The following is a 21,381-nucleotide window of genomic DNA, read 5'->3' on the forward strand; positions in this document are numbered from 1 at the left end:
AATCCCAGGCTCGCAGTGAAACAACCATCTGATCCTGCTTAGCTCGTTCACCACGCATCAAAATTCCTGATCCGCGCCCCCGCGAATTCCGCTATTGAGGGGCGCGGCAATCGTTCCGACCGTCCGGCGAGCATTCCCGCGCAATCGATCCATTTCGCCGGAGTGTGGTCCTTCGATGCAGCTCTATCTCCCGATCGCCGATCTGCCGGTCAACATCTTCCTGGTGCTGGCGATGGGTGCGGCGGTCGGCTTCGTCTCCGGCATGTTCGGGATCGGCGGCGGCTTCCTCATGACGCCGCTTCTGATCTTCATCGGAATCACGCCGGCGGTCGCGGTCGCCTCTGTTGCGAGCCACATCGCGGCTTCCTCCTTTTCCGGCGCGCTCTCTTATTGGCGGCGGCGTGCGATCGACCCGGCACTGGCGAGTGTGCTGTTATGCGGCGGCGTCACCGGCACGGCGCTCGGGGTGTGGACCTTCACGCAGCTTCGCGCGCTCGGCCAGCTCGATCTGATGATCGCGTTGTCCTACGTGGTGCTGCTCACCACGGTCGGCAGCCTGATGTTCTCCGAGGGCCTGCGCGCCCTGATGCGGACCCGTCGCGGCGCGGTGCCGCCACGGCGCACGCACAGCTGGATCCACGGCCTGCCGCTGAAAATGCGGTTCAAGCGCTCGAAGATCTACCTCTCGGTCATTCCGGTCGTGATCGTCGGCATCGTGATCGGCTTCATCGGCGCCATCATGGGCATCGGCGGCGGCTTCATCCTGGTGCCGATCATGATCTACCTGCTGCGGGTGCCGACCTCGACGGTGATCGGGACCTCGATGGTTCTGACGCTGGTCACGATGCTGATCGCGACCCTGCTGCACGCGGTGACCAATCACCTCGTCGACGCGGTGCTGGCGCTGATCCTGATGGTCGGCGGCGTCACCGGCGCGCAGTTTGGCGCCCGCGCCGGCCAGAAGATCCGCGGTGAACAGCTGCGGCTGTTGCTGGGCCTGCTGATCCTTTCGGTCGGCGTCCGCTTCGCCATCGAGCTGGTGATCCGGCCCGAGGATCTCTTTACCATCCGCGAATTGGGAGTGAGCGGATGATGCGCGCAGCTCTCGCAGTCCTTCTCGTCCTGCTGCTCGGCTCAGCCGCGCGTGCCGAGCGACTGATCGTGTCGGTCTCCAACCATCGCGTCACGGTGACGCCGAACTATTCCGGCGAGGAACTGGTGCTGTTCGGCTCGGTCGAGAAGGACGCCTCAACGCCCGCGGACCGCAAGAGCTACGACCTCGTCGTCACCGTGATGGGCCCGCGCGCCGACATGGTGACGCGGCGCAAGGAGCGCACCTTCGGCATCTGGATCAACACTGACTACCGGCAGTTCCTGGCGGTGCCGAGCTATCTCGCGCTGTTCGCCAACCGCCCCTTCGATATCATCACCTCGCCCGAGATCGCGCGGCGGCAGCAGATCGGGCTCAACAACGTGCTGCTGACCCAACGGGTCAGCGGCGACTATGCCGACGTGGTGCCGAACGATGCGTTCCGCTCGGCCTTCATCCGCCTGCGAACCCAGAAAGGTCTCTATCGCGAGGACCCGAGCGCGGTGACGTTCCTGACACCGACGCTATTCCGTACCGGCATTCCACTGCCGGAGGAGGTGCCGATCGGCACCTATGAGGTGGAAATCAAGCTGTTCGCCAACGGCGCGTTGGTCACCAAGACCGAGACCGCGTTCGAGATCGTCAAGGTGGGTTTCGAGCAGTTCGTCGCCACCAGCGCGCGGCAGCACGGGCTGATCTACGGTCTCGCTACGGCCGCGATGGCGCTGATGACGGGGTGGATGGCGTCGATCGTGTTTCGGAAGGATTGAGGCGGGCAAATTGCCACCCCACCGTCATGGCCGGGACAAGCCCGGCCATGACGAGGAGAATGGAGTGCGCGACGGCTTATCTCACGGCGCCTCAACCACCGTCGGCACGCCCGGCACCAGCAATCGCAACCGGGTCCCGAAGCCGAGCACATCAAAGGTCTTGCGCAGATCCTCGCTATTCTGGCGGAAATGCGCCCAGCCCTCGGTATGCACCGGCACGATCATCGCATGTGGAAAGGCGCGCGCCGTCTCGATGGTGTCGTTGGTATCCATGGTGAGGTGGAACGGCCCGCGCGTTTGCGCCGCGCCCGCGAACGGCAGCACCACGCCGCATTTGAAACGGCGCGCGACCTCGGCGACGCCGTCGAACCAGGTGGTGTCGCCGCTGACGTAGACGTCGCTCGTGTCCGTCCGGCTCGACGACACCACGAAGCCGATCACGTCGCCCGACAGCGGCTCGATGCCGGCCGGGCCGTGGCGCGCGGGCGTCGCGGTGATCGTCAGCGTGTTGCCATCACGGTCCTTCAGATGCGAGGTCGCCCAGGGCGCGAGGCCCTCGACATGGCCGCCCAGTCGTTTTGCGCCGGCCTCGGTCGTCAGCACGCGCTTTGCGTGTTTGAGATACGCGCGGCCGGAATTGTCGAGATTGTCCGAGTGCTGGTCGTGGCTGAGCAGGACGGCATCGATCGGGCCGATCGCGTCGGGCCTCACGGCGGGACCGATCGTCTTCTCCAGCGTCACATGCGGCAGCTGATAGGCGCCCGGCGCATCGAAGGTCGGATCGGTGAGCAGGCGAAAGCCGTCGATCTCGATCAGCGCGGTAGGGCCGCCGATCAGGGTGATGGAAATGGGCATGAGAAAGCTCCTCTTACGCGACGGGCTTTGCGGGGCGCGTCACCAGGTAAATGCCGAGCGCGACCGGGATGATGCCGAGCAGGTCGCGGGCCTCGACATGCTCGCCGAGCACGATGTAGGCGAACAGCATGCCGAGCGGAGGCATGAGGAAATGATAGGCACTCGCAGCCGTCGCGCCACACACTTTCAGGAGATGAAACCAGAGCCAGTAGGCGAGGATCGAGCCGCCGAGCACGAGGAACGCGAAGGCGCCGACCAGGCCCGGGGTGAAATCGATTGCGTGGACGTCGGCAAAGGTGAGCGCGACCGGCGTCAGCACGATGCCGGCGGCGAGGTTCTGCACGCCGTTGCCGATCCACAGGCTTCCCTTCGGCGCGAGCAGCTTGAACAGAATCGTACCGGCGACGATGGAGGCGAGCGAGGCCAGGGTGAAGACGATGCCGTGCAGGGAGTCGGTACCGACCGACAGGCGATGCCAGACGATCAGGGTCACGCCGATGATGCCGAGCAGGAGACCGCCTGCCTTGCGCCAGGTCATGCCTTCGCCAAGCAGCAACGCGGCGAGTGCCGCCGTGAATACCGGATTGGCCGAGACGATCAGGCCGCCGAGGCCGGCGGAGACCGATTGCAGGCCGGTATAGCCGAGCCCGAGATAGAGCGCGTTGTTGGCGATGCCGAGCACAGCGAAGATCGCGGCATCGCGCCAGGACAATGACCAGCCATCACCGCGGATCAGCGTGGCGCCGAGGATCAGGAGGCCGGCGAGCGAGAAGCGCGCGGCGAGCAGGATCAGCGGCGGGCAATGGGTGACGCCGATCTTGCCGGCGACGAAGGCATAGCTCCAGAGCAGGCAAAACAGCCCGATGGCGAGCGGCAGCGTGTTGAAGCGGCTGGGGGCTGCGGGAAGCGAGGTGGCGAGCGACATGAGGGCATTCTCCTGAGCCCTCGATCTAGGGAGACGGCTTGCCATTTGGAAATTAAATGATTAACTTCCGGGCAGTGGATTTTCGAATGGAGGCGGCCATGCTCGACCTGGAGCTCCTGCGCAGCTTCGTCTCGGTGGTCGAGGCCGGCGGGTTCACCCGCGCCGGCGAGCGCGTCCACCGCACGCAGTCGACCGTCAGCCAGCAGATCAAGCGGCTGGAGGAGGACGTCGGCCAGCTGCTCTTGCATCGCGACGGCAAGGACGTGCGCCCCACTGAGGCCGGCGAGCGGCTGCTGTCCTACGCGCGGCGGCTGCTCACGCTCGCCGAGGAGGCGCGCGACGTGCTGCGCGAGCCCGACAGCGAGGGCGCGATTCGGCTCGGCATCCCCGAGGATTTTGCGGCCTATCGTCTCGCAAAGTTGCTGGGTGCGTTCTCGCGCTCGCATCCGGGCCTTCGGCTCGATGTGCGCGCCGACCAGAGCAAGAACCTGTCCCGCGACCTCGAACGCGGCGAGCTCGACCTGGCGCTGTTCAAGCGCGAGGCCGGCGCGAAGGGTGGCATCGCGGTGTGGCCGGAGCGGGTGCACTGGGTCACCAGCAAGAGCCATCCGGTCGACGTCAATGTGTCGTCGGTGCCGCTGATCGGATTCCCGACCGGCTGCCTCTACCGCGCCGGCGCCATCCACGCGCTGGAAAGCGCGGGCCGCGCCTGGCACATGTCCTACTCGTCATCGAGTCTCGCGGGCATTCAGGCCGCAGTCGCTGCCGGCATGGGCTTGAGCATCTTGTCGGAGATGTCGATCCAGTCCGATCATCGCGTGCTGACGGCGAAGGACGGATTTGAGCCGATCAACCGGACCGAAGTGGCGCTGATGGCCTCGCCCGGCGCGAGCCCCGCAACGCTGCGGTTGGCGGATCGGCTCGCCGAGTTCTGCGACAACGTGCAGGCGAAGGCGGCGTGATCACTCCGCCGCAATCACGGTGAGCTCCGGCCACAGCGCCTTCCATCGCGCGGCCTTCACCGCGTAACTCGCTGCTGAGAAATTCGCCCCCGGGTTGGGCCGCGCGACCAGCCCCGCGATGTCGTCGAAGCCTTGCGGTGCGTAGACCTCGAAGCCGCCGCCGGCGCGTCTCACCCCAATTTGCGTGTTCTGCGTGAGGAAGCGGTCGATGCCGTCTGTCGAGCAGGTCAGGGGCGGGTAGGGCAGGCCGTGCTTGCCGGGGTACCACAGGTGCACGCGCGCCTGGTTTCGGATCTCGATCTTCACGCCGAGGTGTCCGAGCCGCGCTTGCAGCGTGCGGATCACCGCATCCTCCGCTTCCCATGACGTGTCAGGGTCGAAATAGAACACGTCGTAATCGGCGATGCCGTGATCGACCGCTCGGCCGGTGAGCACGTTCCACGCCGTCTGCACCAGACATCCCGACACCAGCAACGCATCGGGCAGTGCGAGCGAGGCGAGCTCATCGATGATCGCAACGTTGACCGGGTTCTTCAGCGCCAGCGCGAGGAAGCGGTCGCGATCCATCGCGGCCATCGCTCACGCGCCGGCATCGAATGCGGCGCGCGCTGCCTTCGAGGCAAGGCCGCGCCAGCGCCGCCGCAGGAGCGGCTCGACGATCGCGCGCTTCGCCCTGGACAGGCGGATCAGCACGATCGGATAGTCGGCATAGTGATCGGTGAAATAGAAGATTTTTGGCTGGCTCTCGATCAGCATCGCGCGCTCGTCGATCGGAACGTCGGGCATGACAAGGCTGTCGCCGTCCTCCTTCAGACGCACCAGCATCTTCTTGCGCAGTTTCAGCGCAGGCGTGCCGTAGGAGGTGCCGTCCTCGACCTCCGGCCACGTCAGCGCAAATTCTCTGACGTCGTCGAAGGTCATTTGATCAAGACCTTGGGACCGGCTCAGTGCACGGCGGTGAAGAACCGTGCGAGCCGGAACCCGGAGAGCCAGGTCCACACCGGCTGGCCGCGCATGCCGAGATCCCAGGAGCCGAGCACGGCATCCGCGCGTCCGACCAGATTGTCGATCGGCAGCAGGCCGACGCCGCCGGAGCGCAAAGGCACGCGGCTGTCCGCGGAATTGTCGCGGTTGTCGCCGAGCACGAAGAGGTGGCCGGGCGGCACCGTCACTTCCGGCGTGTTGTCGAGCGGGCCGTTGTCGCGCATCTTGAAGATCAGATGCGACACGCCGTTCGGCAGGGTCTCGATATAGCGGTAGGCGGGCTCGCTGCCGCCATTGTCGTCCTCGGCGGCGCCGACACCATCCGGCTTCAGCTCGGCGGGACGGTCGTTGATGAAGAGCTGTCCCTGCCGCATCTGGATGCGGTCGCCGGGCAGACCCACGACGCGCTTGACCCAGGCCTGCGAGCGGTCGCCGGGCCAGCGGAACACGACGACGTCGCCCTGCTTCGGCGTCTCCGCGAAGACGCGGCCGCTTTCGGGCAGGTTGATCTGGATCGGCAGCGACGAGGTGCCGTAGCCATAGGGGAATTTCGAGGCGAGCAGCGCATCGCCGATCAGGAGCGTCGGCTCCATCGAGCCCGACGGCACGTAGAACGGCTCGGCGAGGGCGCCCTTGGCGATGAACACGGCGGCGACGATGCCGGCGAGCTGCATCAGCTGACCAGCCCAGCCGCTGCTCTTCCGCTTGGCGGGGACAGTTACCTTCTCAACGCTCATGCGCCTGTTCCACCTACAGTAATACGTTCCATCAAAAGCGACGGCTGGCCGACGCCGACGGGCACGCCCTGACCGTTCTTGCCGCAGGTGCCGATGCCGGTATCCAGCGCGAGATCGTTGCCGATCATGCGGATGCGGTGCAAATCGGTCGGCCCGTTGCCGATAAGCATGGCGCCCTTCAGCGGCGCGCCGATCTTGCCGTTCTCGATCTTGTAGGCCTCGGTGCACTGGAACACGTATTTGCCCGAGGTGATGTCGACCTGGCCGCCGCCGAAATTCGCGGCGAAGACGCCGTTCTTCACGGACGCCAGGATCTCGGCCGGGTCGCGGTCGCCCGCGAGCATGTAGGTGTTGGTCATGCGCGGCATCGGCACATGGGCGTAGCCCTGGCGGCGGCCGTTGCCGGTCGGCTTCATGTTCATCAGGCGCGCGTTCTGGCGGTCCTGCATGTAGCCGACGAGGATGCCGTCCTCGATCAGCACCGTGCGGTTGGTCGGCGTGCCCTCGTCGTCGATCGACAGCGAGCCGCGGCGCGAGGCAATGGTGCCGTCGTCGACCACCGTGACGCCCTTGGCCGCGACCTGCTGGCCCATCAGGCCGGCAAAGGCCGACGTCTTCTTGCGGTTGAAATCGCCTTCGAGGCCATGGCCGACCGCCTCATGCAGCATCACGCCGGGCCAGCCGGCTCCAAGCACGACGTCCATCTCGCCGGCGGGGGCGGGGATCGATTCCAGGTTGACCAGGGCCTCGCGCAGTGCGCCGTCGGCGGCATCGCGCCAGGACTTCGTCTCGATGAATTCGGCATAGCCGGCGCGGCCGCCATAGCCCTTGCTGCCGCTCTCCTGGCGGTCGCCCTGACCGGCGACGACGGAGACGTTGACGCGCACCAGCGGGCGGATGTCGCGATAGCTCTCGCCGTCGGGCCGCAGGATCTCGACGACCTGCCAGGTCGCCCCCAGGCTGACGCTGACCTGCCGCACCCGCGGATCCTTGTCGCGCAGATAGGCGTCGATCTCGGCGAGCAGCTTCACCTTGGTCTCGAAGCCCGGCGCATCCAGCGGATTGTCGTCACTATAAAGCCGCACGTTGGTATGCGCCGGCGGGGCCGCGAAGCTGCCCGAATAGCCGCCGCGCACGGCAGCGACTGCGTCGGCGGCGCGAATCAGCGCCGGCAGCGACACGTCGGAGGAATGGGCATAGCCGACCGCGTCGTCCTTGACGGCGCGCAGGCCAAAGCCCTGCGAGGTGTCATAGGTCGCCTGCTTCAGCCGCCCATTGTCGAACATCAGCGCTTCGGTCTGGCTGTATTCCAGGAACAATTCGCCGTCGTCGGCACCGGCAAGCCCGCGCGCGACCTCGTTGCGGACCTGGTCGCGGTCGAGATTGGCGCGGTCGAGCAGGGAGGTGGTGGCTGGATTGGTCATGGGTGCGTCCATTATCGGAAGATGTAGGGCAAGATAATGGTTTCCCGGCGGTTCCGCGAGGGTGCCAGGTGCCACATTACGAAACGATAGGATTCGCCGCGCGCGGACGCGCCTCCCGCTCTACGGCAGCTTGTCATAACCCTCGCCGAGCCCGTTCAGGCTGAGCGGGAAGCCGATGCCTTCTTCCGGGGTCTCGAAGATGATGAAGGTCGCGGTCTTGGCGGTGCGGAGCTGGCCGAGCAGCTTGTCGTCCATGACGACCTCGGCGACGCAGCCATTGGGCAGGCAGCGCACGAAGCCGGCGCGGCCGACGTCCTGATTGTCGAGCTTCAGCCCGAGGCCGGAGGGCAGCAGCACGCCGAGCGGCGCCACCACCCGCATCAGCCGGCTCTTCTGGTCGGCCGTCTTGAGCACGATCACGGTGAGGCCGGCATTGGAGCGGTCTTCGGCCACCACGCTCTGGATCAGGGCGCATTGCTCGGTCTGGGCGCCCGGCGGGGTGTCGCAGCGGATCTGCCAGTCGCCATGGACGGAGCGCACCGCGCCCTGCGCATGGGCGAGGCCCGGCAGCGCCATGACGACGACCGCGGCCAAGAGGGCAGCCAGCATCGTGAGGCCGCTCGCCTGCCTTTTAGCCCGCCTTGCCATGCCTCTCGAAAACCCCATCGGGTCGGTCCCTCTGCTCGCCTGGGTCGCTCGCGCCTGGCGGACTGATACGGGAATGACGGCGTCTTGAAGGCAATTCGCAAGCAAATTCCGCGCCGCCCTCACCGCCATCGCCCGCACGAATCAGGTTCCTGCGCGGCTGTCTGCAAGTGCCTACCGCGGGCAATTCCGCTGTCAAGCCGCGGCATCCCGGGAAACGGTATTTTTCTCTGATGTTACTAGGAAATATCTTGCGGGTGATGGCTGACAGACGGGCCTCAAGACTGCATTGCGATAGATCAAGAATTATGGTTTGAGAGGCTTGATTTCGGCGTTCTCACGATCTGGCCCTGATTCCTCTTAGAGGTATTCTTGCGCGGCGGTTTGTCAGACGGGCGGATCGAATAAGCGTTTCCCAAAAATAGGGGAACGCACTTGGGGTGATTTCGTAAGGGGAGCGCGACGGCATGAAGATGTCGATGGGCCGGGTCGGCCGGCACTTGCTGGGATTGGCCGTGGCGGGTCTGACGCTGGCGACGGGCGGTGCGACATTCGCCGCCGAGCTCGGGCAACCGGCGCCGTGGGAGTGGACGCTTCAGCAATCCGCCTCCCCGGTGATGGATAATATCGTCTGGTTCCACAACTTCCTGTTCGTGCTGATCACGCTGATCACGCTTTTCGTTCTGGCGTTGCTGGTCATCGTGGTCATGAAGTTCAACGCGAAGGCCAATCCGGTGCCGTCGCGGACCACCCACAACACGCTGATCGAGGTGGCGTGGACGCTCATTCCGGTGCTGATCCTGGTCGGTATCTCGGTGCCGTCGTTCCGCCTGCTGTTCCTCGAGCTCGACGTGCCGAAGGCGGATATCACCATCAAGGCGACCGGCAAGCAGTGGTATTGGTCCTATGCCTATCCGGACAACGGCAAGTTCGAGTTCGACTCGCTGATGGCCCAGGACAAGCAGCCCCGGCTGCTCGGTGTCGACAACGAGATGGTCGTGCCGGTGAACAAGGTGGTTCGTGTCCAGGTTACCGGCGCAGACGTCATCCACGCCTTCGCGCTGCCGGCTTTCGGCGTCAAGATCGACGCCATTCCGGGGCGGCTGAACGAGACCTGGTTCAAGGCCACCAAGACCGGCATGTTCTATGGCCAGTGCTCGGAGCTCTGCGGCAAGGACCACGCCTTCATGCCGATCGCGATTCGCGTGGTGGAGGACCAGGAATTCGCCTCCTGGGTCGAGACGGCGAAGAAGAAATTTGCGAGCGGCGGCACCAGCACTTTCGCCTCCGCGGCCGGCCCGACGCAGTAAGCGCCGGGTCGAGGCTCGAGGGACTGAAAGCGACATAAAGGGCGGGACCTCATAAGGTCCGAACGGGACGCAAGGCAGGATTTGAAAATGGCAACGAGCGCAGCGGCACACGGCGATCACGCGCATGACCACGAGCACGCCCATCCGACCGGATGGCGTCGCTACGTCTATTCGACCAACCACAAGGACATCGGCACGATGTACCTGATCTTCGCGGTCATCGCCGGCGTCATCGGCGCCGCGATGTCGATCGCGATCCGTGCCGAGCTGATGTATCCGGGCGTGCAGATCTTTCACGAGACGCACACCTACAATGTGTTCGTGACCTCGCACGGCCTGATCATGATCTTCTTCATGGTCATGCCCGCGATGATCGGCGGCTTCGGCAACTGGTTCGTGCCGCTGATGATCGGCGCGCCGGACATGGCGTTCCCGCGCATGAACAACATCTCGTTCTGGCTGCTGCCGGCCTCGTTCGCGCTACTGCTGATGTCGACCTTCGTCGAGGGCGAGCCGGGTGCCAACGGCGTCGGCGCCGGCTGGACCATGTACGTGCCGCTGTCGAGCTCGGGTCACCCGGGTCCGGCCGTCGACTTCGCGATCCTGTCGCTCCATCTGGCAGGCGCCTCGTCGATTCTCGGCGCCATCAACTTCATCACCACGATCTTCAACATGCGCGCGCCGGGCATGACCCTGCACAAGATGCCGCTGTTCGTGTGGTCGATCCTGGTGACGGTGTTCCTGCTGCTGTTGTCGCTGCCGGTGCTCGCCGGTGCGATCACCATGCTGCTCACCGACCGCAACTTCCACACGACGTTCTTCGCTCCTGACGGTGGCGGCGACCCCGTGCTGTTCCAGCATCTGTTCTGGTTCTTCGGTCACCCCGAGGTGTACATCCTGATCCTGCCCGGCTTCGGCATGGTCAGCCAGATCATCTCCACCTTCTCGCGCAAGCCCGTGTTCGGCTATCTCGGCATGGCCTACGCCATGGTCGCGATCGGCGGCATCGGCTTCGTGGTGTGGGCGCACCACATGTACACGGTCGGCATGTCCTCGGCGACGCAGGCCTATTTCGTCGCCGCGACGATGGTCATCGCCGTTCCAACCGGCGTGAAGATCTTCTCGTGGATCGCCACGATGTGGGGCGGCTCGATCGAATTCCGCGCCCCGATGATCTGGGCGGTGGGCTTCATCTTCCTGTTCACGGTCGGTGGCGTCACCGGCGTCGTGCTGGCGAACGCGGGCGTCGACCGCGTGCTCCAGGAGACCTATTACGTCGTCGCGCACTTCCACTACGTGCTGTCGCTCGGTGCGGTGTTCGCGATCTTCGCCGGCTGGTACTACTGGTTCCCGAAGATGTCGGGCTACATGTACAACGAGACGCTCGCGAAGGCGCACTTCTGGGTCACCTTCATCGGTGTGAACCTCGTGTTCTTCCCGCAGCACTTCCTCGGCCTGTCGGGCATGCCCCGCCGCTACGTCGATTATCCCGACGCGTTCGCGGGCTGGAACCTGGTTTCCTCGATCGGTTCCTACATCTCCGGCTTCGGGGTGCTGATCTTCCTCTACTGCGTGCTCGACGCCTTCATGAAGAAGGTGCCGGCCGGCGACAATCCGTGGGGTGCAGGTGCGACCACGCTGGAATGGACGCTGCCTTCGCCGCCGCCCTTCCATCAGTTCGAAGTGCTGCCCCGCGTGCAGTAAACCAACGCTCGCGGCGCCCGTGACGGGCGCCGCGGCTCTATAACGAAGCGAGTCAAACTAGTGTCCGTCCTCGACCACCACGCCATCGACATCGATCCCCGCATCTCCGAAGCGGAGGTGGGCGACTACATTGCGCTGCTCAAGCCGCGGGTGATGTCGCTGGTGATCTTCACCGCGCTGGTCGGAATGGCGATGGCGCCCGGGCATTTCCACCCGGTGCTGGCCATCACCTCGCTGCTCTGCATCGCGGTCGGTGCCGGCGCTTCCGGAGCGCTCAACATGGCGCTCGAAGGCGATATCGACGCCAAGATGTCGCGCACGGCAAACCGGCCGATTCCGCGCGGCCGCATCACCCGTCCCGAGGCGATGGCGTTCGGCATGACGCTCGCCTTCTTCTCGGTGATGACGCTCGGCATCCTCGTCAACTGGATCGCGGGCGCGCTGCTCGCCTTCACCATCTTCTTCTACGTCGTGATCTACACGATGATCCTGAAGCGCCGGACCGCACAGAACATCGTGATCGGCGGCGCCGCCGGTGCGCTGCCGCCGGTGGTGGCGTGGGCCGCGGTCACGGGCACCGTCGACGTCGAGCCGCTGCTGCTGTTCGCCATCATCTTCTTCTGGACCCCGCCGCACTTCTGGGCGCTGGCGCTGTTTCGCTCCGACGACTACGCGCGTGCCGGCATTCCGATGCTGCCCAACGTCGCCGGCCCCGACGCGACGCGGCTTCAGATCCTGCTCTACACCATCGTGCTGATCGCGGTCGCCGCCGCCCCGTGGGCGCTCGGCTATTTCGACGCCGTCTACGGCGTCGTCTCGCTGATCCTCGGTGCCGGCATGCTTGTGCTCGCGATCAACGTCTATGTGCGCCGCGAGCGCAGCCAATCGCTGCGCGCGACCCGCAAGCTGTTTGCCTTTTCCATCCTTTATCTGTTCGCGCTGTTTGCGACCCTGCTGGCCGAAGTCGTGTTCCGGGCACTTGCTCCGATGGTAGGGGGCGCATGATCGCTGGAATGGCCGACAAACCTGAGATGAATGGAATCGTCCTCACGGAGGCGCAGAAGAAGAGCCGCCGCCAGCGCTCGATCGCGATCGCTCTCGCGCTCGGCGTGCTCGTGGTGCTGTTCTTCGCCGTCACCATCGTCAAGGGACCGGCAGTCCTCGTCCGGCCGATGTAGCAAACATGGATCGAGAGCCCACCATATCGCGGGATCAGAGCCGGACGGCCAGGCAGGGCCGTGGGCCTTCCAGGGGGCTTGGCCGCGACGTGCTGGTCGCCTCGATCTGCGGCGGCGTGGTGGCGCTGATGGTCGGTGCCTCCTACGCGGCGGTGCCGTTCTACAACTGGTTCTGCCGCGCCACCGGCTTCAACGGCACGACGCAGGTCGCGACGTCCGCGCCCGCCACCGGCCCGATCGCGCGCAAGATCGCGGTGCGCTTCGATTCCAACGTCGCGCCCGGCCTGCCCTGGAAGTTCGAGCCGGAGCAGAGCGAGATCGAGGTCAATATCGGCCAGGTCGTGACCGTCTTTTACACCGTGACCAACCAGGCCGCGCGCACCACCGCGGGCCAGGCGGCCTACAACGTCGCGCCCCTGACGGTCGGCTCCTACTTCCAGAAGATCAACTGCTTCTGCTTCACCGAACAGACCATGGCGCCCGGCGAGAAGCGCGAGATGCCGGTCGTGTTCTACGTCGATCCGTCGATTGCCGACGATCACGAGAACGACGGGCTGAACACGATCACGTTGTCCTACACGTTCTATCCGGTGCGCGATCCCGTGGTGAAGCCGCTGGCGTCGGGCGAGGACGACAAACGCAAGGGAAATCTCTGACCGCCGGGCTCATGCCGCGGGGGTTGGACACAAGGGGATAAGTGCCGGACAGGCACGGGATTGAGGAGAGAGACCGCAAATGGCAACGGCGCACACCAAGCATCACGACTACCACCTGGTCGATCCCTCTCCGTGGCCCGTCGTCGGCTCCCTCTCGGCCTTCATCATGGCGGTCGGTGCGATCACCTGGATGCACCACATGTTCGCGGCCGCGCCGATCATCTTCGGTGCTGGCACCATCGGCGTGATCTACACCATGGCGAGCTGGTGGGCCGATGTGATCAAGGAAGCCCAGTACAAGGGCGATCACACCCGCGTCGTGCAGCTGCATCACCGCTACGGCATGATCCTGTTCATCGCCTCCGAGGTGATGTTCTTCGTCGCCTGGTTCTGGGCCTATTTCAACGCGGCGCTGTTCCCGGCCGACGCCGTCCACGCCACGCGCGACGCCGTGTTCGGCTGCGGTCTCGGCACCGCGGCTGGCGCCTGCTCCGTGCCCGGCACCTGGCCGCCGCATGGTATCGAGACCTTCGATCCCTGGCATCTGCCGCTCCTGAACACGCTGATCCTGCTGACATCGGGCACCACCGTGACCTGGGCGCACCACGCGTTGCTCGAGAACGATCGCCAGGGCCTGAAATACGGCCTGATTCTCACCGTCGTGCTCGGCGCGCTCTTCACCTGCGTGCAGGCCTATGAGTACAGCCACGCGGCGTTCTCGTTCGGCGGCAACGTCTATGGCGCGACCTTCTTCATGGCGACCGGCTTCCACGGTTTCCATGTGCTGGTCGGCACCATCTTCCTGCTGGTCTGCCTGTTTCGCGCCTATGCCGGCCACTTCACCCCGACACAGCACCTCGGCTTCGAGTTCGCCGCCTGGTACTGGCACTTCGTCGACGTGGTCTGGCTGTTCCTGTTCCTCTGCATCTATGTGTGGGGACACGGCGCCGAGACCATGGCCCACGGTGCGCACTGAGCCGCATTGGACCGATCAGAAGGGGCGGCCGCAGGGCCGCCCTTTCGCTTTTGGGCCGCCGGAAGCTTCGGCGGAAACCGTGATAGAGCGTTTTCGAGCGAAGTGGATACCGGTTCGCGTGAAGAAAACGCGTCAAAACAAGAATCTGGAGCTTCGGTTCTGATTCAATCAGAACCGATAATGCTCTAGAGTCCGTCATCATGAACGATACCGCCGGCCCAACCGAGCCCGAGACGACCGTCCTGCAAAGCGCGCTGCGCGGGCTCGCCTGCAAGTGCCCGCGCTGCGGCCAGGGTAAGCTCTATGCGGGTTTCCTGACGCTCGCGCCCAGCTGCGACCGCTGCGGCCTCGACTATGCCTTCATCGACACCGGCGACGGTCCTGCGATCTTCATCATCATGCTGGCCGGCGGCATCGTCGTTGCGTGCGCGCTGATCGTCGAGGTCAAATACCAGCCGCCGTACTGGCTGCATGCGGTGCTGTGGCTGCCGCTGATCCTCGCGACCACGCTCTTGCCGTTGCGCGCGATGAAGTCGCTGTTGATCGCGCTGCAATTCCACCACAAGGCGGCGCCGGGCCGGCTGGTCGACCGCGCGAAATGAACGAGACCGCGCGCAAGCCCCGCGTGGCCGGCTTCGCGCTGTTCACGCTTTTCCTGGCCGCCGTCTTGGTCGCGCTCGGCGTCTGGCAATTGCAACGCCGCGTCGCGAAACATCAGTTGATCGCCGCATTGACCGAGCGTCTCGCGGCGGCACCTGTTGCGTTGCCGCCGCCGTCGCAATGGAGCACGCTGACGCCGGAGCGGGACGAATTCCGTCGGGTCACATTTACGGCGACCTACGAGTCCCGTCTGGATGCGATGGTCTACAGTTCCGGCTCCGCCATCCGCTCCGACATTTCCGGCCCCGGCACCTGGGCTTTCCTTCCCGCACGGCTGCCTGGCGGCGATATGGTCGCGGTCAACGCGGGCTTCGTGCCGAACACCCAACAGGACCGCGCCCTGCAGGATCGGGCGGTCGCGCGACTCATTACCAACAAGCCGGCGATGTTGACCGGCTACGTCCGTTTCCCCGAAGCAGCCAGCGTGCTGATGCCTGACGCTGAGCGTGACAAACGGCTGTGGTTCACCCGCGATCATCTCGCCATGTCCCGGGCGCTCGGCTGGGGCACGGTCGCGCCGTTCTACATCGACCTGGAGCGGCCGGTGCCCGAGAACGGCATTCCACGTCCCGGCCCGCTCGACGTGCATCTGAAGGACGATCATCTGCAATACGCCATCACCTGGTTCGCGCTCGCCGGCGCGGTGCTGATCGCATTCGGAGTCTGGGCGAGGGGACGGCGCCGGGCGTGAAATTTCCGTGGGTTCCCGGAGGGAATCCGGTATCGCCCGGGGTTTATTATTCAGGACATATTCACGAGGGTGGTCCTAAGCCGCACGCAAATTTTCGCGGCAGACAGGATTTTGGTGTGAGCGATTTCGACCAGATGGGAATTGTCGTCGACTGGGTGGACGCCTGCCGGAAGGGCGACCTCGCGACGCTGCTCGATCTCTACGCGGACGACGCCCGGGTCGAATGCATGTGCAACGGCGAGCGACATTATCGCGGACGGCGCGAACTCGAAACCTATTGGGGGCCGCGGCTCAGCACCTTCTCGTCGGCAGGCTTCGGCCTGGAGGAGATCAATCCGGTGCCGCACGGCATCGATCTCGAATATTCCGTCGCGGGCTCGCTGCGCATCCATGCCTCGTTTCGCTTCAGTCCCGAAGGCAAGATCTACAGTACCCTGTGCGAGCCGGCGGAGCAGACTCCCGATGCCGATGGTGCGTGCTAGTCGGCCGCAGGCTCGTCCCTAGCCGCTCCGACCGGCAGGCGGCAGCGCACATAGGTTCGCTCGTCCGCGCGCAGCAGTGACAGCGATCCGCTGAGCGCGCGCACGCGCTCGTGCATGCCCGTCAGGCCGCGGCCGAAGACGTTGTCCGCGGGAAAGCCGCCGCCGTCGTCGGAGATCTCAATCGTGAGCACCTCGCCGGCAATGGTCGCCAGCACATGGGCAGTGTTCGCCCCGGCGTGGCGCAGCACGTTGGTCAGCGCCTCCTGGATCAGGCGATAGACGGTCTGGGCCAGCGGTCGGTCGATCTCGTTCAGACCCGGATCGATCGCGGCCGTCAGACTGATATGCGGCGCCTGTCTGCGAAAGTTCTGGAGCAGCGTCTGCACGCTGGTCTCGAGCCCCAATTCCTCGATGTAGAGCGGCCGCAGCCGGTCGAGGATGCGGCGGTTGGTCTGCTGGAGCGCCTCGACCGATCGCATCACCTCCTGCGCCGGATTGCCGAGATTTCCCGCCGGCAATGCCTCGCTCAGAGCGATCGTGCTGGCACGGATGCCGAACAATAGCGGTCCGAGCTCGTCGTGCAGCTCGCGCGCGAGATCGCGCCGCTCATCGTCCTGGAGCGAGACCAGGCGGTGCAGCAGGTCGCGATTATCCTGACTCAATTGCGCGAGCGTCATCGCCAGCGCATTGGCTTCCTCGCAGCTCTGCCGGATCTCCTGCGGTCCTGCGACCGGGATAGGCGTTGCATAGTCGCCGCGCCGGATTCGCGTGAGGCCTGCGCCGAGATCTTGCAGGGGACGCAGCGCCGATCCCGCAAAGAGATAGGCAATGATCCCAGTCAGGATCGTCAGCACGGCGATGAGGCTCGTCAGTGCCAGGAAGCCGACCCATTTCTCGAACAGATCGGCTGACAGGTCCGGCATGAACACGATGTCGCCGACGCGCCTGCCGTCGATGATGACGGGAGATGCCGCGTCCATCTCCGGGATGGCGATCAGGTCCACGAACCAATGCGGCACGCCATGCAGATCACGCAGGCTGTCCTTTGGAGGGGGCGCGGGACCCGCTTCCGTTGAACGGAATTGAATATCCGAGGAGCTGTCCAAAGAATGGACAAATGCATCGAGTATCTTCCGCGGGTCGTCCGAGGCCCTCAGGCTGTTGTTGAGCGCCTCGGCGACCGTCCGGGTCGAGCGTCGGCCCGGCTCATTCTCGTCGGCAAGCTGACCCGTCGCGAAGCTCTGGAGCAGCACGCCGCCCATGACCAGCGCGGCAAGGAAGCTCAAGCCGAGCGGGAGAAACAATTGTGTTCTGAATGAGAGCCGCTGCCACATTAGGTCAATTCTAACGCGCATTGACGGGATTTGCTCTTTCCATTTGTTCCCGCCGGTCTATGAGTCGAAAAACAAGAGAGCGCGCGATGCAAGATACCGCCAAACCGGCGACCCGAGTTCTGATCGTCGACGACCATCCTGTGGTGCTGTCAGGATGCCGCACCCTTTTCGCGTCCGACCACTCGATCCGTATCGACGAGGCGACCGACGCCAAATCCGGGCATCGCGCCTATATCAGCAAGCGGCCCGACGTCACCGTCATCGACATCAGCCTGCCCGACGTCTCCGGCTTCGAGCTGATGCGGCGGATCCGCAAGGACGACCCTGATGCCAAGATCATCATGTTCAGTATGAACGACGATCCGGCCTTCGTGGTGCGGGCGGTCGAGCTTGGCGCGCAGGGGTACGTCTCCAAGGGCGACGATCCCCGGATTCTGCTCAAGGCGGTGCGCAAGGTGGTCGCCGGCGACAATTTCATCTCGCCGCAGCTCGCGGAGGCGGTCACGTTCTCCGGTGCGGCGATCAAGGCCAATCCGGCCTCGCAGATGACGCCGCGGGAGCTCGAGATTCTCCGCCTGCTCGGCCGTGGCGACAAGATCGTCGAGGTCGCCGAGGCGCTCGGCATCTCCTACAAGACGGTCGCCAACACCACGTCCCTGCTGAAGCAGAAGCTCGGCGCCAAGAACCATTCCGACCTGATCAGGATCGCGGTGGAAATCGGGATGAGCTGATGCCCGGTCCCGGCGCCGAACCGGCTGCTCCAGGATGCAGCCGGTCCGGCCGGGCGGATCGGGTCTCGGCGCGTAGCCGGGCAATGCTTGCACCACGCCGACACCATCCGCCGACACAATGGGCCGGCCTGATATTCGTTCCTGAATTGCCAAGAATTTCGGGAAAAAACGGCAATTGCGGGCGAGAGCTCGCCGGTATGCCTTCGCGAAGCTCGAACCGTGCCGGGAAAAATAGGAACGTTTTCTTGCCCCCGCCGTTTTGGCTCTTGACGATTTCGTGACGGGCGCCGAGAACTTGGCTGACAGTTTTGGCGGGTCGGCAACCCGCACGAGGCAAACCGGTCTGCACAAATCAACGACAGACCTTCCAAGAGAAGGGCTGCGGCATCGCCGCAGCCCTTTTTCGTTGAGCGGGGCACGGACGGGAAGCGGTTTCCCGATGCCGCAAAACACTTTATGGTGGCGCAACGCCTCTGGCCGTTAACAAGTAGTTTCATAAAATCAAAGGCTTATGGATCTGGCTCAAGGCCGGCCGGCCTTTGGAGGGCAGTTTGACTCGCTATATCTCGACCCGGGGCGAGGCCCCAGAACTCGGCTTCTGCGACGTGATGCTGACCGGGCTTGCCCGTGACGGCGGCCTGTACGTGCCGGTGACCTGGCCGCAGCTCTCGACCGAGGCCATCGCTGGCTTCTTCGGCCGCCCCTATTGGGAGGTCGCAGTCGACGTGATCCGTCCGTTCGCCGGCGGCGAGATTTCGGATGCCGAGCTCGGCCGCATGGCGAACGAAGCCTATGCCACCTTCCGCCATCCGGCGGTGGTGCCGCTGCGCCAGATGACGCCGCATCAATTCGTGCTGGAGCTGTTCCACGGCCCGACGCTCGCCTTCAAGGACGTGGCGATGCAGCTGATCTCGCGGCTGATGGACCACGTGCTCGCCAAGCGCGGCCAGCGCACCACCATCGTGGTCGCGACCTCCGGCGACACCGGTGGCGCCGCGGTCGACGCGTTCGCGGGCCTGGAGAATGTCGATCTCATCGTGCTGTTCCCGCACGGCCGCATCTCCGAAGTGCAGCAGCGGATGATGACGACCACAGGCGCGGCCAACGTCCATGCGCTCGCCATCGAGGGCAATTTCGACGACTGCCAGGCGCTCGTGAAGGGGATGTTCAACAACCATCGCTTCCGCGATGCGACCTCGCTCTCCGGCGTCAACTCCATCAACTGGGCGCGCATCGTCGCCCAGGTGGTCTACTACTTCACCTCCGCCGTCGCCGCCGGTGCGCCGGCGCGCACGGTGGATTTCGTCGTGCCGACCGGAAATTTCGGCGACATCTTTGCCGGTTATGTCGCCAAGCGCATGGGGCTGCCGGTGCGCACGCTGCGCATCGCCGCCAACGTCAACGACATCCTGGCGCGCACGCTCAAGACCGGGATCTACGAGGTGCGCGAGGTGCACGCCACCGCGTCGCCATCGATGGACATCCAGATCTCCTCGAATTTCGAGCGGCTGCTGTTCGAGGCCGGCCGGCGCGATGCGGCCGGCGTGCGCCGTCTGATGGACTCGCTGAAGCAGTCGGGGCGCTTCGTGTTGCCTGACGCGATGCTGGCCGCAATCCGTGAAGAATTCGACGCCGGCCGCGCCGACGAGACCGAAACCGCGGCAGCGATCCGCGCCGCCTGGCGCGAGGCGGGTGAGCTGGTCGATCCCCATACCGCGGTCGCGCTCGCGGTCGCCGACCGCGACACCACCGACACGACGGTGCCGAGCGTCGTGCTCTCCACCGCCCATCCGGCCAAATTCCCCGATGCGGTCGAGGCAGCCTGCGGCCAGCGGCCGCAATTGCCCGCCTGGCTCGACGGTCTCATGACCAAATCCGAACACATGAAGGTGATGAAGAACGATCAGGCCGAGGTCGAGCGGTTCGTGCTGTCGGTCAGCCGGGCCGCAAAACAGGGAGTTGCCGGATGAGTGTCGAGATGTCCAAGCTTGCCTCCGGCCTGACCGTCGTTACCGACGAGATGCCCCATCTCGAGACCGCGGCGCTCGGCGTCTGGGCCGGCGTTGGCGGGCGCGACGAGAAGCCGAACGAGCACGGCATCTCGCATCTGCTCGAGCACATGGCGTTCAAGGGCACGACCAAGCGCTCCTCGCGCGAGATCGTCGAGGAGATCGAGGCGGTCGGCGGCGACCTCAATGCCGGCACCTCGACCGAGACTACGTCCTATTATGCGCGGGTGCTGAAGGCCGACGTGCCGCTCGCGCTCGACGTGCTCGCCGACATCCTCGCCAATCCCGCTTTCGAGCCCGACGAGCTCGAGCGCGAGAAGAACGTCATCGTGCAGGAGATCGGTGCCGCGCAGGACACGCCCGACGACGTCGTGTTCGAGCATCTCAACGAACTCTGCTATCCCGACCAGCCGATGGGCCGCTCGCTGCTCGGCACCGCCAAGACCCTGCGCGCCTTCAACCGCGACATGCTGCGCGGTTATCTGTCGACGCATTATCGCGGGCCCGACATGGTGGTGGCGGCAGCCGGCGCGGTCAATCACAAGCAGGTCGTCGCCGAGGTCGAGAAGCGCTTTGCGAGTTTCGAGGGGACGCCGGGTCCGAAGCCGCAAGCCGCCCAGTTCGGCAAGGGCGGCGCCAAGGTGGTGCATCGCGAGCTCGAGCAGGCGCATCTGACGCTGGCGCTGGAAGGCGTGCCGCAGAGCGATCTGTCGTTGTTCTCGCTCCAGGTCTTCACCAACATCCTCGGCGGCGGGATGTCGTCACGGCTGTTCCAGGAGGTGCGCGAGAAGCGCGGCCTCTGCTACTCCATCTACTCGTTCCACGCGCCCTATACCGACACGGGCTTCTTCGGCCTCTACACCGGCACCGATCCGGCCGACGCGCCGGAGATGATGGAGGTCGTGGTCGACATCATGAATGATTCGGTGGAGACGCTGACCGAGGCCGAGATCGCGCGGGCCAAGGCGCAGATGAAGGCGGGCCTCCTGATGGCGCTGGAGAGCTGCTCGTCCCGCGCCGAGCAGCTGGCCCGGCATGTGTTGGCCTATGGCCGGCCGCAGACGGTCGAGGAACTGGTGGCCCGGATCGACGCCGTCAGCGTCGAATCGACCCGGGATGCGGCGCGTGCGCTGCTTTCGCGGAGCCGCCCTGCAGTTGTCGCATTGGGCAGTGGCAGGGGTCTGGACACGGCGGTGTCTTTTGCGGAAGGATTGACCCGGGCACGTGCCAAGGCGCGGCTGCATTAGGAGCCGCGCAC

23 protein-coding genes are annotated in these 21,381 nt (G+C 65.1%); 15 read left to right on the forward strand and 8 right to left on the reverse strand.

From position 1 onward, the window contains the following. Nucleotides 1-175: 175 nt before the first annotated feature. Entirely contained in the window at nucleotides 176-1,093 is a 918-nt protein-coding gene (locus AB7008_RS04435) for a sulfite exporter TauE/SafE family protein (RefSeq protein WP_014498523.1), read from the forward strand. Next, nucleotides 1,090-1,860, forward strand: coding sequence for a TIGR02186 family protein (locus AB7008_RS04440; protein ID WP_441258509.1), 771 nt, complete (start codon nucleotides 1,090-1,092; stop codon nucleotides 1,858-1,860). Before AB7008_RS04435 ends, AB7008_RS04440 begins: the two co-directional genes overlap by 4 nt. Nucleotides 1,861-1,941: 81 nt before the next feature. Here AB7008_RS04440 and AB7008_RS04445 read toward each other — a convergent pair whose 3' ends face one another. Both AB7008_RS04445 and AB7008_RS04450 read right to left on the reverse strand, forming a co-directional pair. Beyond that, on the reverse strand, nucleotides 1,942-2,715 hold the full coding sequence (locus tag AB7008_RS04445) for an MBL fold metallo-hydrolase (protein WP_304492605.1): 774 nt from the start codon (nucleotides 2,713-2,715) through the stop codon (nucleotides 1,942-1,944). A gap of 13 nt (nucleotides 2,716-2,728) precedes the next feature. Then, on the reverse strand, nucleotides 2,729-3,640 hold the full coding sequence (locus AB7008_RS04450) for a DMT family transporter (protein WP_441258510.1): 912 nt from the start codon (nucleotides 3,638-3,640) through the stop codon (nucleotides 2,729-2,731). Between the two features lie 98 nt (nucleotides 3,641-3,738). Between AB7008_RS04450 and AB7008_RS04455 the strand changes: the two genes are divergently transcribed. Next, complete coding sequence (locus AB7008_RS04455; RefSeq protein ID WP_304492607.1) at nucleotides 3,739-4,602, forward strand: LysR family transcriptional regulator; 864 nt, start codon at nucleotides 3,739-3,741, stop codon at nucleotides 4,600-4,602. Here AB7008_RS04455 and AB7008_RS04460 read toward each other — a convergent pair whose 3' ends face one another. From AB7008_RS04460 to AB7008_RS04480, 5 genes are all read right to left on the reverse strand, one after another. Then, nucleotides 4,603-5,169 (reverse strand): nucleotidyltransferase family protein, encoded by a 567-nt coding sequence (locus AB7008_RS04460; RefSeq protein ID WP_304494320.1) that lies wholly within the window; start codon nucleotides 5,167-5,169, stop codon nucleotides 4,603-4,605. Nucleotides 5,170-5,181: 12 nt separating this feature from the next. Then, a complete protein-coding gene (locus AB7008_RS04465; protein WP_304492608.1) occupies nucleotides 5,182-5,523 on the reverse strand; it encodes an MmcQ/YjbR family DNA-binding protein in 342 nt (113 codons plus the stop codon). A gap of 23 nt (nucleotides 5,524-5,546) precedes the next feature. Further along, on the reverse strand, nucleotides 5,547-6,323 hold the full coding sequence (gene lepB, locus AB7008_RS04470) for a signal peptidase I (protein WP_028160003.1): 777 nt from the start codon (nucleotides 6,321-6,323) through the stop codon (nucleotides 5,547-5,549). Then, complete coding sequence (gene tldD / locus AB7008_RS04475; RefSeq protein ID WP_014498515.1) at nucleotides 6,320-7,747, reverse strand: metalloprotease TldD; 1,428 nt, start codon at nucleotides 7,745-7,747, stop codon at nucleotides 6,320-6,322. Before tldD ends, lepB begins: the two co-directional genes overlap by 4 nt. Nucleotides 7,748-7,867: 120 nt before the next feature. Next, nucleotides 7,868-8,413: an invasion associated locus B family protein gene (locus AB7008_RS04480; protein WP_304492609.1), complete on the reverse strand. Its 546-nt coding sequence runs from the start codon at nucleotides 8,411-8,413 to the stop codon at nucleotides 7,868-7,870. A gap of 446 nt (nucleotides 8,414-8,859) precedes the next feature. Here AB7008_RS04480 and coxB point away from each other — a divergent pair, with 446 nt between their 5' ends. The 9 genes from coxB (at nucleotide 8,860) to AB7008_RS04525 (ending at nucleotide 16,049) form a co-directional block, all read left to right on the forward strand. After that, entirely contained in the window at nucleotides 8,860-9,702 is an 843-nt protein-coding gene (gene coxB / locus AB7008_RS04485) for a cytochrome c oxidase subunit II (protein WP_028160006.1), read from the forward strand. Between the two features lie 87 nt (nucleotides 9,703-9,789). After that, complete coding sequence (ctaD, locus tag AB7008_RS04490) at nucleotides 9,790-11,406, forward strand: cytochrome c oxidase subunit I (protein ID WP_014498512.1); 1,617 nt, start codon at nucleotides 9,790-9,792, stop codon at nucleotides 11,404-11,406. A 60-nt stretch (nucleotides 11,407-11,466) separates the two neighbouring features. Further along, complete coding sequence (locus tag AB7008_RS04495; RefSeq protein WP_212453084.1) at nucleotides 11,467-12,411, forward strand: heme o synthase; 945 nt, start codon at nucleotides 11,467-11,469, stop codon at nucleotides 12,409-12,411. After that, nucleotides 12,408-12,584, forward strand: coding sequence for a hypothetical protein (locus tag AB7008_RS04500; protein WP_014498510.1), 177 nt, complete (start codon nucleotides 12,408-12,410; stop codon nucleotides 12,582-12,584). The genes AB7008_RS04495 and AB7008_RS04500 overlap by 4 nt, the downstream gene beginning before the upstream one ends. Nucleotides 12,585-12,589: 5 nt before the next feature. Continuing rightward, nucleotides 12,590-13,240 (forward strand): cytochrome c oxidase assembly protein, encoded by a 651-nt coding sequence (locus AB7008_RS04505; protein ID WP_028160008.1) that lies wholly within the window; start codon nucleotides 12,590-12,592, stop codon nucleotides 13,238-13,240. A gap of 79 nt (nucleotides 13,241-13,319) precedes the next feature. Beyond that, entirely contained in the window at nucleotides 13,320-14,216 is an 897-nt protein-coding gene (locus tag AB7008_RS04510; RefSeq protein WP_028160009.1) for a cytochrome c oxidase subunit 3, read from the forward strand. A 200-nt stretch (nucleotides 14,217-14,416) separates the two neighbouring features. Continuing rightward, on the forward strand, nucleotides 14,417-14,818 hold the full coding sequence (locus AB7008_RS04515) for a DUF983 domain-containing protein (RefSeq protein ID WP_041956429.1): 402 nt from the start codon (nucleotides 14,417-14,419) through the stop codon (nucleotides 14,816-14,818). Further along, nucleotides 14,815-15,567 (forward strand): SURF1 family protein, encoded by a 753-nt coding sequence (locus tag AB7008_RS04520; RefSeq protein WP_441258511.1) that lies wholly within the window; start codon nucleotides 14,815-14,817, stop codon nucleotides 15,565-15,567. The genes AB7008_RS04515 and AB7008_RS04520 overlap by 4 nt, the downstream gene beginning before the upstream one ends. Nucleotides 15,568-15,683: 116 nt before the next feature. Further along, the gene (locus tag AB7008_RS04525) at nucleotides 15,684-16,049 is read left to right on the forward strand and encodes a nuclear transport factor 2 family protein (protein WP_028160012.1); all 366 of its coding nucleotides are present in this window, start codon (nucleotides 15,684-15,686) and stop codon (nucleotides 16,047-16,049) included. Here AB7008_RS04525 and AB7008_RS04530 read toward each other — a convergent pair. Beyond that, complete coding sequence (locus tag AB7008_RS04530) at nucleotides 16,046-17,383, reverse strand: histidine kinase (RefSeq protein WP_441258512.1); 1,338 nt, start codon at nucleotides 17,381-17,383, stop codon at nucleotides 16,046-16,048. The two genes, AB7008_RS04525 and AB7008_RS04530, sit on opposite strands and share 4 nt — an antisense overlap. 86 nt (nucleotides 17,384-17,469) lie before the next feature. On the opposite strand from AB7008_RS04530, the gene AB7008_RS04535 reads away from it, so the two are divergent. The 3 genes from AB7008_RS04535 to AB7008_RS04545 all read left to right on the forward strand — a co-directional run bounded on the left by AB7008_RS04535 (nucleotide 17,470) and on the right by AB7008_RS04545 (nucleotide 21,370). After that, nucleotides 17,470-18,114, forward strand: a complete 645-nt coding sequence (locus AB7008_RS04535; protein WP_014498503.1) for a response regulator transcription factor — start codon at nucleotides 17,470-17,472, stop codon at nucleotides 18,112-18,114. Between the two features lie 551 nt (nucleotides 18,115-18,665). Then, on the forward strand, nucleotides 18,666-20,084 hold the full coding sequence (gene thrC, locus AB7008_RS04540) for a threonine synthase (RefSeq protein WP_441258513.1): 1,419 nt from the start codon (nucleotides 18,666-18,668) through the stop codon (nucleotides 20,082-20,084). Beyond that, nucleotides 20,081-21,370 (forward strand): M16 family metallopeptidase, encoded by a 1,290-nt coding sequence (locus AB7008_RS04545; RefSeq protein WP_028148714.1) that lies wholly within the window; start codon nucleotides 20,081-20,083, stop codon nucleotides 21,368-21,370. Before thrC ends, AB7008_RS04545 begins: the two co-directional genes overlap by 4 nt. Nucleotides 21,371-21,381: the final 11 nt, after the last annotated feature.

Source organism: Bradyrhizobium sp. 521_C7_N1_3 (assembly GCF_052075975.1).
GTDB classification, from domain to species: Bacteria; Pseudomonadota; Alphaproteobacteria; order Rhizobiales; family Xanthobacteraceae; genus Bradyrhizobium; species Bradyrhizobium japonicum.